We start from the raw sequence: 13,885 nt of genomic DNA, 5'->3' as shown, positions 1-13,885 counted from the left end.
TGGGGGATTCCTCCAAACGTTCGGTGGCACCCTTCCCGGCGAGCAGACGCTCCGGTACCCGGTACGCGGCCGTTCCGGGTACCTGCGCGTCTGCTCGCCGAGGGAAGGTCAGGCGCTGCCGGTGTCGACGTAGGACACCGCGGCGGCATACACGTCGTCGATGCGATACTTGCGAGCCGCGTCGGCGGCCACCGACGGATCGATGTTGCCGTCGCGGGCCAACCCTTCGAGCACCGCCACCACGACCGACTCGGCATCGGTGTTGAAGTAGCGGCGCGCCGCGGGCCGGGTGTCGGAGAAACCGAAGCCGTCGGCCCCGAGCGTGATGTAGGTGCCCGGCACCCACGGCCGGATCTGCTCGGGCACCGCGCGCATCCAGTCCGAAACCGCGACCACCGGACCCGCCGCGTCGGCCAGCATGGCCGTCACGTGCGGGGTGGGCGACGGCTCGTCGGGATGGCGCAGCCGGTGCTTCTCGATCTCGACGCCTTCGCGGTTGAGCTCGCCCCAACTGGTCACCGACCACACGTCGGCGGCCACGTCCCACTCGTCGGCCAGCAGGTCGGCCGCGCGCAGCGCCTCGGGCATCGAGACGCCCGACGCGAGGATCTGCGCGGTGTTCGTGCGGGGCTCGGCCGCCTTGCGGTAGCGGTACAGCCCGCGCAGCAGTGCCGTCGGATCGAGATCCTCGGGCTGGGCGGGCTGCACGTAGGGCTCGTTGTAGATGGTGATGTAGAAGAACACGTTCTCCGGGTTCTCCCCGTACATCCGGTGCAGACCGCTCTCGATGATGTGGGCGACCTCGTAGGCGAACGCCGGGTCGTAGGTGACCGCGGCCGGGTTGGTCGACGCAAGCAGCAGCGAGTGGCCGTCGGCGTGCTGCAGGCCCTCGCCGGTGAGCGTGGTCCGGCCCGCGGTGGCGCCGAGCACGAAGCCCTTGGCCATCTGATCGGCCGCGGCCCACAGGCCGTCGCCCGTGCGCTGGAACCCGAACATCGAATAGAAGATGTAGATCGGGATCATCGGCTCGTCGTGGGTCGAGTACGACGTGCCGACCGCGGTGAACGACGACGTCGAACCGGCCTCGTTGATGCCCTCGTGCAGGATCTGGCCGACCTCGGATTCCTTGTAGGCCAGCATCAGTTCGGAGTCGACCGCGGTGTAGAGCTGCCCGTTGCGGTTGTAGATCTTCAACGACGGGAACCATGAGTCCATGCCGAACGTGCGGGCCTCGTCGGGGATGATCGGGACGATCCGCGGCCCGATGTTCTTGTCCCGCAACAGTTCTTTGAACGTCCGCACGGTCGCCATGGTGGTTGCCACGGCCTGGTTGCCCGAGCCCTTCTTGAGCGCCTTGTAGGCGTCGGTCGCAGGCAACTGCAGCGGTGTGCTCTTGGTGCGCCGCGCGGGCACGAACCCGCCGAGCGCGCGGCGGCGCTCCAGCAGGTAGCGGATCTCGGGGGCCTCCGGACCCGGGTGGTAGTACGGCGGCAGGTACGGATCCTCTTCGAGCTGGGCATCGCTGATGGGCACCCGCGTGACGTCGCGGAAGTCCTTGAGGTCTTGCAGCGCAAGCTTTTTCATCTGATGGGTGGCGTTGCGGCCCTCGAAGTGCTGACCCAGGGTGTAGCCCTTGATGGTCTTGGCGAGGATCACGGTCGGCTGGCCCTTGTGCTCGGTGGCCGCCCGGTAGGCCGCATACACCTTGCGGTAGTCGTGACCGCCACGCTTGAGGTTCCAGATCTCCTGATCGGTCATCGGCTCGACCAGCGCCTTGGTCCGGGGGTCGCGGCCGAAGAAGTGATCACGCACGTAGGCGCCGTCGTTGGCCTTGTACGTCTGGTAATCACCATCAGGCGTCGTGTTCATCAAATTGACCAGCGCGCCGTCGCGGTCGGCGTGCAGCAGGGCGTCCCACTCGCGGCCCCACACCACCTTGATGACGTTCCAGCCCGCGCCGCGGAAGAACGACTCCAGCTCCTGGATGATCTTGCCGTTGCCGCGCACCGGGCCGTCGAGACGCTGCAGGTTGCAGTTGACGACGAAGGTCAGGTTGTCGAGCGCCTCGTTGGCCGCCACCTGGATCAGGCCGCGGCTCTCGGGCTCGTCCATCTCACCGTCGCCCAGGAACGCCCACACGTGCTGGTCGCTGGTGTCCTTGATGCCGCGGTCATGCAGATAGTGGTTGAACCGGGCCTGATAGATCGCGTTCATCGGGCCAAGGCCCATGGACACCGTGGGGAATTCCCAGAAGTCCGGCATGAGCCGCGGGTGCGGGTACGACGGCAGGCCGCCGCCCTTGTGTGAGTGCTCCTGCCGGAAACCATCCAGTTGGTCGGTCGTCAACCGGCCCTCGAGGAATGCGCGCGCATAGATGCCGGGGGAGGCGTGCCCCTGGATGAAGACCTGATCGCCGCCGCCCGGGTGGGCTTTGCCGCGGAAGAAGTGGTTGAACCCGACCTCGTACAGCGACGCCGACGATGCGTATGTCGAAATATGGCCGCCCACACCGACTCCCGGGCGCTGAGCGCGGTGCACCATGATGGCGGCGTTCCATCGGATCCAGGCGCGGTAGCGTCGCTCGACGTCCTCGTCGCCGGGGAACCAGGGCTCAAGTTCGGTGGGGATCGTGTTGACGTAATCGGTGGAGGTCAGCGCGGGGATCGCCACGCGCTTCTCGCGGGAGCGCTCCAGCAGGCGCAACATCAGATAGCGCGCGCGGGCCGGTCCGGACCGGTCGAGCAGTTCGTCGAATGACTCCAGCCATTCGGCGGTTTCGTCCGTATCTATGTCGGGCAGATACGACGCGACACCCTCTCGGATCACCCGTACCCGGTCGGGTTCTGCTGCGGTACTGGAGTTTTGGGCCAGATCCTGGCGCGCGAACTCGGTGGTCAACTTCCGCTCCTTGTCAGGCGGTTCCAACTACATGTGCTTGTGGCACCTCTATCGTCCACCTATCGTGCCGTATCTCGGCCGCTGGGGGTGGGCAGTGCAATGAACCGGTCAGAACTGGTCCGAACCGGTAACGTCTGCAGATCGTGCCGGTAGTGAGGCAGCGTGGGGAGCAGCTACGGATGGCCGCCCTCGCCGTGGGTAGTGCAGCGGCGTTGGCGACGGTCGTCGTGGGATGCACAGTGGTGGTCGACGGGTCAGGCGAGGCCGATTCGGGGGCGGTACCGGAGTACCGGGCCTCGATTTCGGCGTCGATCGAGGCGTCCGAGTCGAGTTCGGCGGCCCGGGAGTCCGAACGGCAGGCGTCGCTGACGACCAAGGCGGTGCACACGGCCTGCGAGGATCTGAGCTCGACGTCGGTGGACGTGGTCAACGCCGTGAACGCGTACGTCGATGCGGCCAACAACCGGCCCGGTGACGTGCCCGCCACGACCGGCCCGGCCATCGCCGCACTCAACCGCAGCGCTGACCTGGTCAGCGCCGACGTGAACGACGCTCTGCCCGCTGACCTGCGCGGCATGCTGACCGAATGGGTCGACGCGGCACGTGGCGTGGTGGGCGCGATCAACGACGGTGGGGTGGACGCGTTCAACACCGCGAAGAACCGGCTGAACACGGCCAAGGAAAACGCGCTGCGGCGCTGCGATACGGCGTATTGAGGTGGGCTGAACACTGGCGTGCGACGATAATGCCCACAAGCATTTGAGCAGCGCCTGAAAAGGCCGTAGAGAAGGCTGAAGGAGGATCGACGGTGGTCGCGGCGGGGACGGACTCTGACCCGAACTACGCCCAGAGATTGGGCATCCAAAAAGATCAGATTGTCCAAGAGTTGGGCTGGGACGAAGACACCGACGACGATATCCGGGCCGACATCGAGGATGCCTGTGGCTCCGAGCTGCTCGACGAGGATGCGGACGAAGTGGTGGACGTCGTGTTGCTGTGGTGGCGAGACGACGACGGTGACCTGGTCGACCGGCTCATGGACGCCATCACGCCCCTCGCCGAGGACGGCGTGATCTGGGTTTTGACACCCAAGACCGGCAAACCCGGGCACGTGCAGCCGGCCGAGATCGCCGAGTCCGCACCGACCGCCGGGTTGATGCAGACCTCGTCGGCCAAGCTGGGCGACTGGACGGCGAGCCGGCTGGTGCAGCCCAAGTCCAAGGCAGCCGGCAGGCGCTAGTGCTCGACGTGGGGACGGCCGCGCCGGATTTCACGCTCAGAGACCAGAACAACCGGCCGGTGACACTGTCGGCGTTGCGCGACAAGAACGTGCTGCTGGTCTTCTTCCCGTTGGCGTTCACGGGCGTATGCGAAGGCGAGCTCGGCGAGATCCGCGACAACCTGCCGCGCTACGAGAACGATGACACCGCAACGCTGACCGTCTCGGTCGGGCCGCCGCCGACCCACAAGATCTGGTCCGTCCAAAGCGGGTTCACCTTTCCGGTGCTGTCCGATTTCTGGCCGCACGGCGCGGTGGCGCAGTCCTATGGGGTTTTCAACGCCGACGCGGGGTACCCCAACCGCGGCACGTTCGTGATCGACCGCTCCGGGATCATCCGATTTGCCGAGATGATGGAGCCCGGTCAGGCGCGGGACCAGTCGGTGTGGGTCAAGGCGCTGGCGGCCCTGCGGACATAACGGATTTCCGGTCACGGCGCACGGTCGGGTACCGTGCCTGCGACGGGGCGCGTAGCTCAGTGGTAGAGCTCTGGTTTTACACACCAGCGGTCGGCGGTTCGATACCGTCCGCGCCCACCAAAGTTGTTGCAGGTAAACGCCGAGATTTGTCTGTAACCGACCTCCGGGCCACCCGGGCTCGATGACCCAGGTTGACCCATTCGGAATCTAATCGGTCCGCGATGACCCCGCCGTGGGTCACTCCGCGTCCTGCTTCGGTCGCTTGCCGGTCACCTTCGACAGCGACGCCGCGGCGGTGGCGAGTGCGTTGTCGTTCGCGTGTGCGTAGACGGAGAGCGTGAACCGGGCATCAGTGTGTCCGAGCCAGGCGGCGATCACCGCGGCCGGCACCCCGTCCAGGTGCATGAGCGTCGCACAGCTGTGGCGCGCGTCGTGCAGTCGGACGTGGGGGAGCCCGGCCCCCGCCAGGGCTTCGCGCCACGCCTTGCTGAGGGTGTCCGGGTGTGGTGGGGCGCCGGAGTCATCGACGACCACCAGGCCCGAGTTCGGCCAGCGGTTCCCAAGCAGTTTCCGCAGTTCCTTCTGCCGCTCGGCTTCCAGCTTCAGCGCGGCCGCCAGGTCGGGCGGCAACGGCAGGGTCCGCTCGCTGGACTTCGTCTTCGTCGCGCCGGTGACGCTGCCGCCCGCGACCGCGATGCGCGCCGCGGCGATCGTGACGGTGCCCGCGTCGAGGTCGACCGAATCCCAAGCGAGCGCAAGGATTTCGCCCCGGCGCAGACCAGACAGGGCCAGTCGCCACGCGACGTGGAAGCAGTCCTCGGTCGTCGCGTCCAGTAGGGCAGCGGCCTGGTCGTCGTCGAGCGTGGACAACTCCGGACGGGCCACCGGCAAGGACTTCACCAGGTTGGCCACGTTGCGCGGGAGTACGCCCTGCTGCTCGAGGTCGTCGAACACCGCGCGCACCCGGATCAGGAGTTGATCGTGCGCGGTGCCAACGGATCTCGCGTCTTCCGGGCCGCCTTGAGTAGCTTCGCCGGGGCGTGCCAGTCGCCGAACGCGGACCCGCCCTTGCGCAGCGTGGTCACCAGCGCCTCGATGTCGGCCTTCGTGATGGACTGCACCAGGCGGTCGCCGAGCAGGTCGACGAGTGGACGCAGGTTCGCGATGTAACCCTCGCGGGTCGAGGTCCGGATCCGTTGCGATTCAAGCCACAAGTCTGCGGCCTGTCGCACTGTCAGTTCGCTCGGTGCGACGTGGGTGCCGTGCGACAGCTCCGAGACGACAGTGGTCCGCCACTTCACCGCCTCTTCGACCGACTTGAATCTCTTCTTGTTCTGGAACCGGGAGCCGTCGGGTCGGTTGCCGTGCACCCGTACCTCGTAGCGCCGGCCCTTGCTCGTCTCGACGGGTTTCACCCAGTCAGGTCTGCGTGCCACGCGGGGCGGCATCTCTTGAGGCACCGAGATTTCGTCTAACTTCGTACGACACGCCGAGCTCCGGCGTGTCGTGACGGTTCGCTGGACGCTAACGCGTTCGTGCACTTCGCTGAGCTTCATGAGCACGAACGCGGACGAATTGACCGCCGTCATTGCTGCACTGGTGGCCGCTGCCCAGACGACGACCGACGCAGAGCCTCCACGCACCCTACTGACTGTGTCTGAGACCGCCGAGATGCTTCGCTGCGGGCAGACGACGGTGTACCAGCTGCTCAAGGACGGGCGCCTCGCGTCGGTGAAGATCGGCCGCCGGCGACTGGTGCGGGCGGATGCGGTGGAGCGGTTCATCGACGCCGGAGGAGCGGCGGCATGAGCCCAGATCTCGCCTCCGCCAAAGTATTCGTCGCGGGACGCGAGAGTGCCCGATCGATGCGCGATGACAGTAGTCGAAGTGACCGCCAACGTCGCTGAGACCTGGTGTCCGCTCGGGTTCGATCCCGAGTCCGAGGCTATCTGGATCGGCGGCTGGAAGTCGCTCTGGCGTGACTCGCGCACCGCCGCCATCGCGCCGAAACATGAAGCCCAGCAATAGAAAGAGAACCCATGATATTCGCACAACCCACCCCGGACCAGATCGCCACGGCGCGTCAGGAACTCCCCGCCGCCATGGCGCGGCTGGCGGACCTGAACCGCGAGACGCTGCTCGGATTCGGCGAGGCGATGATCGGCGACCCCACCGATCCCGCGACGCAACGGGCACTGCGTGAGTACCAGCAGTGGCGGAAGGGCATGGACGCCGCGAAGATGTCCGCGGCCGCCGTGATGGTCGCCGCCGGCGCGGATCCGGACAGAGTCTGCAAGGAGTTGCGGGTCGGCTTCCACGCCCTTCGTGCGTACCTTCCTTTCACGCCGTACGCGGCCTTGGCGGTCGGTGAGGAACCGGAGCCGGAGGATGGCCCCGTGATGGACGCGGTGACGGTGACAGTCTGAAAACTGCAGTGCCCCCGACAATCCGGTGGGGCACTGCCACGTCTACATCGAAAACTGCAGTGTCACAAGGTGATAGAGACCGGTCTGAGATCTATCAATTTCGGCGCCGCCACCGCTGGCCACGCCGCGAGAGGAGTCCGTCGCCGCGGAGGTGCGCCGGCGCCGTGCCGAGGCCGCCGAAAGGTACCGGCCCGACCATATTCGGCTCCTGCTGGTGGCCCAGGCACCGCCGGCCGCTGATGACCGCTACTTCTATTTCACCGACGTCGCGACGCAGGACTCACTGTTCCGGTCGGTGGCGCGGGCGATCCTGCCGAACACCGAACCCAGCCGGTACAACAAGGCGGCCGTCCTGACGGAGCTGCAGGAGCGCGGCGTGTTTCTGATCGACCTCAAGCCCGATACCGTCGACGGGTCCGACTTGTCGCCGTACGTGCCCGGGTTGATGGCTCGGATCGCCGAGCTGACGCCCGAGCGGATCGTCCTGATCAAGGCCGACGTGTTCGACGCGGCGTACCCCGCGTTGGCAGCCGCCGGCCTGCCCGTCAGCAAGGTGCGGATCCCGTTCCCCTCGTTCGGGCAGCAGAAGGCGTTCGCGGAGGCGTTCGACCGGGCGCTCGCCGGGGAGTGACGGCACGGCCGACGGCGGCCTTCTCCCACACCGCTGCGCAAGTGACAGACTCGTGTCCAGTGACGGGCTCGAGGAAGTGGTGCCGTGGACGGTCTTGAGATGGCCACCGCCGAGCGGACAGAACTCGCCGCCCTGCTGACGACTCTGACGCCCGAGCAGTGGGAGGCGCAGTCCTTGTGTGAGCGCTGGCGGGTGCGGGACGTGGTCGCTCACGTGATGAGCTTCGACGGCGTCAGCTTGCTCGGCATGACGCGCCGTGTCATCCGCGGCCGGATCTTCGAAGCCAACCAGGTGTGGGTCGACGAACTCGCGTCACTGAGCACAGAACAACTCCTCGACCGGCTGCGGGCTCGGTTGCGGCCGCAGGGGCTGGCCACGATGTTCGGCGGCCGGCTCGCGCTGCTCGACGTCACCATCCACCATCAGGACATCCGCCGCCCTCTCGGTCTACCGCGCCGGATTCCGGCTGAACGGCTGCGTTGCGTGCTGGGCGACAGCCTGCACACCCCTGAGCTGCCGGCGTGGCGCCTCGCCCGCGGTCTCCGCCTGATCCCGACCGACCTGGATTGGAGTCACGGCCGAGGACCGGAACTGACCGGACCGGCGGAAGCCGTGCTGATGGCGGTCTCCGGTCGACGCAGCGCCCTCGTAGAGCTGGCCGGCCCCGGGCAGCAGGTACTGGCCCGGCGGCTCGCCCGCTGAGTCCGATCGAGGCTGCGAGAGCGCGTAGGGCAATCACGGGCACAACTGGTTAGCCGAATCCCCACGTGATCGCGCGGGCGAGCGTGGGGGAGTAGTAGGCGCGGTCGGCGGTCTTCTTGAACCGCAGCGAACCGGGATGCTCCGGGAACAGCAGGTAGGTCACGCCGGGCTTGACGGTCCGCGGCTTGACGAACGGCCAGGTGAGTTGCCGGCCGTCGGGGTACCGCGCTGTCAGCACCTTCTCCGCGTCCTCTCCGAGGCCGATGATCAGCCGCGGCTGCACGACATCCAGTTCGTCGTGGAGGAAGTGCTTGCAGTTGTCGATCTCGTACCGCTCCGAGGTCCGGTCGTTGGGCGGGTGGCAGTGCACGACGTTCGTGATGAACAGCTCGTCCTTCTTGAGATCGGCGATCTCCAGGGCGGCGTCGATGTACTTCCCGCTGCCGCCGGTGAACGGGATGCCCGACTCCATGCACTTGCGGCACAGGCTCTGTCCGACGATGGCCACGGGGGAGTGCGCCGATCCGAACCCGCGCGCCGACGCCGTGACTCCGGGCTCGTTCATCCCCGGGCACTCCCGGCACTTTCTGATCCGGTCCGCGATGAGGTCCAGCTGCCGCCGCCTCGTGTCCGTCGCCATCGCGCGATCGTCGCACGGCGTGCCGACACGGCCGCGGCGAATCGTGGCTCCCGCAGTCCGAGCACCGTCGGTTGTCGTACCCCGATGCCAGGATCGCTCCGTGCTTCGGATCGCCCAGAGTCCCCGCGCGCGCGACGTCGCGGCGTGGGTCGCCGGCGGCGATCAGGACGCGCTCACCGACGCCCTTGCCGTGCACGAGAAGGACTCCTGGACGGGTGGACACACCGGCTACGTCGACGAATCCCTGGCGACGTTCGACCACCAGGAGCACTGGATCGCGCGTTGCCTCGCGCGCCAAGGACACAACGTCATCGCCCTGCCGTCGCGGCCGCTCGCCGGTCTGCGCTCACCCGACGCCGCCGTGAGCGGGCTGCTGGTGGAGTTCAAGACCTACACAGGTCTGGATCCGCGGCAGCTGCTGATCAGGGTCGGCCAAGCTCGCCCGCAAGCCGACCGCGTGGTGGTCGGGGTTGAGGCGCAGTGGGATACGGCGTTGGTAAGTGAGGTGTTCGCGGTGGCCATCGATTCGGCTCGCCGACGTACCATGCAGGCTGTGATGTTCGTCGGCGACGACTTCCAGTTCGAGTGGGGCGACTGGAACGCGGGCTTCACGGCGTCCGCGGGTACCACGCACTCGAGGGACACGGGCAGATCGGGGACGGCTCTTGATGCGGTCTGTCGGCGGAGCTGGCGAATTGCCCAGTCTCCCACCGCATCACCGACGTGAGAGGGATGATCACCTCGATGGATCTTCTGCGACGCAACTATGACCTGGTCGCCACCGCCGGTACCGGAGCCACGTTCGTGGTGCTCGGCGTTCCGTGGTGGTTGTGGGCCGCGTACGGCGTCATGGTGACGCTGCAGATCGGCAATCGCTTCGTGCGCGGTTGGTCGCGGTGAACCGTTCGCCTCAGCGGTGTCACCCCCGCCGACTAGCCTCCCGATCCATGCGAGCTAGTTCGGCCGGCGGTCTTCGGAACCCGCTGTAGCCCCACCCCCGCGGCGATTGCGGATTCGGGTGGGGCTGCCCCGTTCCGAGGATCCGCCGTGTCCCGTACCGATGCTCACGCCCCCTTCGCCGTCCGCATGCTCCGCGGTGAGGTCGCCCACCACGCAGTGCACCTCTGCGCCGGCGATCCCGCGCTCTGCTCCCTTCCCGATCTCGAAGCCGGCTGGACCGCCGGTCCTGGCCGCTGCCGATGGGAGTGGACCTACACCGGCCACAACTGGTGCTCATGCTCGATGTGCCACTGGCACTCGCGCCCGGAAGTACGCCGCGCGGCGGTGCGTGCCGAGTTGCGCGGTCAGGTTCGCGAGTGGAACGCGGGAGAGTGGCAGGAGTGACTGCGCCACCTGCGGCACGGTGCGGCAGGTGCGCGATCCCGTCGGCGGCGGCGGGTTGAATGGATCAGCAGCATTCGAGATCCCGGCGTCACCCGCAACGCGCTCGGGTTGGAAGTGAGGGAGTCCGTCCGTGCCCGAGAGTCGACATCGGTACCTCTACGAGCGCCTGGGCGACCACGACTTCCAACAGCTCGTCAGCGCGCTGCTGGCGAACCAGTTCCCGAACTACATTCCGATGGCGCTGCGGCAGGCCGACGGAGGCCGTGACGGTCTGCGCAAGCTGGACGCCTCGAAGGTGATGGTCTACCAGGTCAAGTGGTCGGTGAACGGGAAGGAGAAGGATCCCGTCAGTTGGCTGGATAGCGTCGTGAAGTCGGAGGAGGCGAGCCTGCGTCGCCTCGCCGAGCAGGGTGTGCGCAACTACGTCCTGGTCACCAACGTCGGCAGCACCGCCAAGCCGGAGTCCGGCACGTTCGACCGGCTGAACAAGAAGCTCGAAGAGCACGCGAAGAACTTCGGTTTCGACCAGATGACCCCGATCTGGCGCGAGGCGCTGGATCCATGGGTGGACAACGCGCCGACCGAGACGAAGTGGGCCTACGCCGACATGTTGGCTGGATGGGACCTCGTCCGGTACCTCGTCGCCGAGCAGGTCGGAGGAGGCAAGGACAAGGCCCACCGTGACCTGATCCGCAAGGTTGCGGCTGCGCAATGGGAAGACGACCGGCGCGTCAAGTTCAGCCAGTCCGACGTGGACCGTGAGCAGGTGGTTGACCTCTTCGTCGACGTCACCGCCGACCGGGTTCACACGCCGTCGAACGGTCGCATGAGACCGCACGTGCCGGACACTCTCGGCGGGGCTGCCACCTATCTGCTCCGCGCCCCCGCGCCGTTCACGTTGGTCCGCGGCGCTCCGGGGCAGGGGAAGTCGACCCTGAGCCAGTACGTCTGCCAGGCGCATCGTGCCGCCTTTATCCCGGAGTCGGACCGCCCGGACTCACTACCCGAGCTGGGTCGGCCGCGGTTCCCGATTCGGCTGGACCTGAGCGACTACGCGCTCTGGCTCGCCGGGAGCGACGTCTGGGACCAGTCCGACGACCGGAAACGGAAGGTGAAGTCGCGCAAGGGCGAACAGGCGACTATCGAGTGCTTCCTCGCGGACTTGATGACGCATGAGAGCGGCGGAGTCGGCGTCGACGCGAAGACGGTGCAGGACATCTTCGAACGGGTTCCCAGTCTCGTCGTCCTCGACGGACTCGACGAGGTTGGTAGTGCCACGGTTCGCGACCGGGTGGTCAAAGCGATCGACAAGTTCGTCGGCCGCGGCAAGGCGTACACCGACCCGCCCAAGGTCGTCGTCACGACCCGTCCCAGCGCGGGGGAACTGCCGGAGCCGTCGCCGGATCTGTTCGAGATCGTCACCCTCAACCAGCTCACGGGCGAGCAGCGGGCCGACTACCTGCGCAAGTGGTGTGCGGTCCGAGGGATCCACAGCACGGACGGTCGAGCGCTGCGCAAGAGCTTCAACGAGAAGAGCCGCGAGCCGTACATCCATGAGCTCGCCGGCAACCCGATGCAGCTGACGATCCTGCTGGACCTGCTGCACCAGCAGGGAGCCGCGACGCCCACCCAGCGGACCGACCTCTACGACAAGTACGTGGATCTTCTGCTCGCCCGCGAGGCGAATAAGCACCCCAAGGCAGTCCGCGACCACAAGGAAGAGCTCCTCGAGATCATCCCGTTCCTCGGCTGGTACCTCCACGCGAAAACCGAGGAGTCGCAGATCAACGGCCGCATGACCGTCGACGAGCTCAAGGCGGCGATGCGCCACTTCCAGCGGACATACGGAAACCGCGAGTCGGTCGTCGACCAGCTCTTCGAAGGGGCCAGCGACCGACTCTGGGCGTTGACCAGCAAGATCGACGGCACCTACGAGTTCGAGGTCCTCTCGCTGCGGGAGTACTTCGCCGCGCGGTTCCTCTTCCACTACGCCGGCGAGGACAACCCCGATCTCGACAACGCCACGGTGCTCAGGGAGCTGCTGCGTCGCCCGTACTGGCTCAATACCGCCAGGTTCTACGGGGGCAACGCGAAGGGCAACAGCATCTACCCGCTGACCGCCGGGATCGAGGCCGAGCTGTCGCAGAACACGTCGCCCGCCTCGTTCTTGGCCGCGTGGGCACTGCTCACCGACGGTGTGTTCCAGCGCCGCCCCTACGAAGGCCGGAAGGTTCTGACCGCACTCTGTTCGGACGCGGGGATCTCGATCCTGCTCGCCGCGCTCGACCGTCGCGACATCGTGGCGCTGCCCGAGTTGCCGGATCTCCCAGCGGCGGACGGCGCCGATCCCACATGGGTGCGCCTGACGTCCCTGATCCGCAACGATCCGACGGACAGGGCGAACCGGAGGCGGGTGCGGGTGGTCCGTGAGCTGTTGAACAAACGTGGCGCTTTCGCAGCGTGGTGGTATGAGCAGCTCACCGGGGCCGTGGGCACCGTCGATCAGAACGCGTGGCTCACGATCGGGGCCTGGTACGAGGCCGGCGCCGGGATCACCGCGTCGTTCGAGGACATGGACCTGACCGATGGTGCGGCAGAACTCTTCCTCAGCACGGGCCTCGCCGCGGAGCCCGGAAGCGCGCTGGAGACAGCACTGCTCGAAGCCGTGCTGGGCGGCGAGTGCCCCCGCGTCACGTCGACTCGCTCCATGCCCGCACAGGTCGCGGTCACATTGGCCCCCGGCGACTTCCTCACGAACTCGGAGACCGGATTCGTGGCGGGCAATGACCGAACCAGGCGGCGACGGACCGAAGCGATCAGCCAGCTCAGGATGTCCGGATCGCCCTACGAGTCCATCGGCAAGCAGCGCGCGTTCAAGAGCGGGCACAAGGGCAGCACGTTCCCGTGGGCGAACACGGCGTCTGCGCTGTACGAGCACGCCGGGCCCTGCTGGCTCGCCTCCGAGATCGCGATCATCGCCGCCGCGTCACCGTTCCGGCTCGCGTACACGAAGCGCGCTGGTGCCACTGCGTTCGGAAGCGCAAGCCACCCATCGGAACTCCTTGCCCAGGCCCGCGCCAACAGCAGCAACGCCGGCTGGTGGCGTGAGCAGTTGGAAGGCGCCGACGACGATCGAACCCGAGCGGAGTGGGCATTGGCTCTGTGGTCCACCGCGTCTGGCGGGGTCGTATCCCAGCTGCTGCCCGAACTGACTGAGGTTCTGGCACAGCTTCCGGGGGAGCGGCGGCGGACGGTCCTGCGGGCGGCGGGGCAGATCGCGCGGTTCGGTTGGCTGACGAAGCGCCCTGTGACGGGCGACACTGCCGACGTCGACCTGGCTGCGCTGAACAAACTCCGCGTGTCGGGGCCGACCGAGGACAGGCGCCGCGGTCCGGTACCTCGCTATGCGCCGACACCGCAGCCTTCGCTCCTCAGCGTCGCCAGATCGGCGAAGTGGCTCAAGGTCGACACCGAGCCCAGTTACCGGTAGCCGCGCGCCACTGCGTGTTCCGGGAAGGTCGATGATCGGAACCGGTCGGAGGTCAC

At 67.2% G+C, this 13,885-nt stretch carries 16 protein-coding genes and 1 tRNA gene; 13 read left to right on the top strand and 4 right to left on the bottom strand.

All coding sequences use genetic code 11. From position 1 onward, the window contains the following. Positions 1–108: 108 nt before the first annotated feature. The gene (gene aceE, locus G6N67_RS36355) at positions 109–2,898 is read right to left on the bottom strand and encodes a pyruvate dehydrogenase (acetyl-transferring), homodimeric type (RefSeq protein WP_036443512.1); all 2,790 of its coding nucleotides are present in this window, start codon (positions 2,896–2,898) and stop codon (positions 109–111) included. 179 nt (positions 2,899–3,077) lie between these two features. Between aceE and G6N67_RS36350 the strand changes: the two genes are divergently transcribed. From G6N67_RS36350 to G6N67_RS36335, 4 genes are all read left to right on the top strand, one after another. Next, the gene (locus tag G6N67_RS36350; RefSeq protein ID WP_036443200.1) at positions 3,078–3,614 is read left to right on the top strand and encodes an Rv2240c family protein; all 537 of its coding nucleotides are present in this window, start codon (positions 3,078–3,080) and stop codon (positions 3,612–3,614) included. A gap of 92 nt (positions 3,615–3,706) precedes the next feature. After that, positions 3,707–4,138, top strand: coding sequence for a DUF3052 domain-containing protein (locus G6N67_RS36345; protein ID WP_036443203.1), 432 nt, complete (start codon positions 3,707–3,709; stop codon positions 4,136–4,138). Further along, positions 4,138–4,596, top strand: a complete 459-nt coding sequence (locus G6N67_RS36340; protein WP_036443206.1) for a peroxiredoxin — start codon at positions 4,138–4,140, stop codon at positions 4,594–4,596. Before G6N67_RS36345 ends, G6N67_RS36340 begins: the two co-directional genes overlap by 1 nt. A gap of 45 nt (positions 4,597–4,641) precedes the next feature. Beyond that, positions 4,642–4,716: transfer RNA gene (locus G6N67_RS36335), tRNA-Val, on the top strand. Positions 4,717–4,833: 117 nt separating this feature from the next. On the opposite strand, the gene G6N67_RS39430 is transcribed toward G6N67_RS36335, so the two are convergent. After that, positions 4,834–5,550: a site-specific integrase gene (locus G6N67_RS39430; protein ID WP_230022317.1), complete on the bottom strand. Its 717-nt coding sequence runs from the start codon at positions 5,548–5,550 to the stop codon at positions 4,834–4,836. Between the two features lie 14 nt (positions 5,551–5,564). Beyond that, positions 5,565–6,032, bottom strand: coding sequence for a hypothetical protein (locus G6N67_RS39425; protein WP_230022320.1), 468 nt, complete (start codon positions 6,030–6,032; stop codon positions 5,565–5,567). 118 nt (positions 6,033–6,150) lie between these two features. Here G6N67_RS39425 and G6N67_RS36325 point away from each other — a divergent pair, with 118 nt between their 5' ends. The 5 genes from G6N67_RS36325 (at position 6,151) to G6N67_RS36305 (ending at position 8,355) form a co-directional block, all read left to right on the top strand. Next, positions 6,151–6,405 (top strand): helix-turn-helix domain-containing protein, encoded by a 255-nt coding sequence (locus G6N67_RS36325; RefSeq protein ID WP_036443209.1) that lies wholly within the window; start codon positions 6,151–6,153, stop codon positions 6,403–6,405. Positions 6,406–6,483: 78 nt separating this feature from the next. After that, positions 6,484–6,624: a hypothetical protein gene (locus tag G6N67_RS36320; protein WP_163642445.1), complete on the top strand. Its 141-nt coding sequence runs from the start codon at positions 6,484–6,486 to the stop codon at positions 6,622–6,624. A gap of 11 nt (positions 6,625–6,635) precedes the next feature. After that, complete coding sequence (locus G6N67_RS36315) at positions 6,636–7,022, top strand: hypothetical protein (protein WP_036443212.1); 387 nt, start codon at positions 6,636–6,638, stop codon at positions 7,020–7,022. 151 nt (positions 7,023–7,173) lie between these two features. Beyond that, positions 7,174–7,653 carry a hypothetical protein gene (locus tag G6N67_RS36310; RefSeq protein WP_235684092.1) on the top strand — a complete coding sequence of 160 codons (480 nt, stop codon included), beginning with the start codon at positions 7,174–7,176 and terminating at the stop codon, positions 7,651–7,653. Between the two features lie 99 nt (positions 7,654–7,752). Continuing rightward, positions 7,753–8,355 (top strand): maleylpyruvate isomerase family mycothiol-dependent enzyme, encoded by a 603-nt coding sequence (locus G6N67_RS36305; RefSeq protein WP_179976896.1) that lies wholly within the window; start codon positions 7,753–7,755, stop codon positions 8,353–8,355. Between the two features lie 49 nt (positions 8,356–8,404). Here the strand turns inward: G6N67_RS36305 and G6N67_RS36300 are convergent, their stop codons facing one another. Then, entirely contained in the window at positions 8,405–8,920 is a 516-nt protein-coding gene (locus tag G6N67_RS36300) for a uracil-DNA glycosylase family protein (protein ID WP_235684091.1), read from the bottom strand. Between the two features lie 175 nt (positions 8,921–9,095). Between G6N67_RS36300 and G6N67_RS36295 the strand changes: the two genes are divergently transcribed. From G6N67_RS36295 to G6N67_RS36280, 4 genes are all read left to right on the top strand, one after another. After that, complete coding sequence (locus G6N67_RS36295) at positions 9,096–9,722, top strand: hypothetical protein (RefSeq protein WP_131524892.1); 627 nt, start codon at positions 9,096–9,098, stop codon at positions 9,720–9,722. A 17-nt stretch (positions 9,723–9,739) separates the two neighbouring features. Further along, entirely contained in the window at positions 9,740–9,895 is a 156-nt protein-coding gene (locus G6N67_RS36290; protein ID WP_163642051.1) for a hypothetical protein, read from the top strand. 147 nt (positions 9,896–10,042) lie between these two features. After that, positions 10,043–10,339 (top strand): hypothetical protein, encoded by a 297-nt coding sequence (locus G6N67_RS36285; RefSeq protein WP_131524894.1) that lies wholly within the window; start codon positions 10,043–10,045, stop codon positions 10,337–10,339. A 130-nt stretch (positions 10,340–10,469) separates the two neighbouring features. Then, entirely contained in the window at positions 10,470–13,829 is a 3,360-nt protein-coding gene (locus G6N67_RS36280; RefSeq protein ID WP_036443232.1) for an NACHT domain-containing protein, read from the top strand. Positions 13,830–13,885 lie beyond the last annotated feature (56 nt).

The sequence above is a fragment of the Mycolicibacterium mageritense genome (genome assembly GCF_010727475.1).
GTDB classification, from domain to species: Bacteria; Actinomycetota; Actinomycetes; order Mycobacteriales; family Mycobacteriaceae; genus Mycobacterium; species Mycobacterium mageritense.
This window is presented reverse-complemented; position numbering and strand designations above follow the sequence as displayed.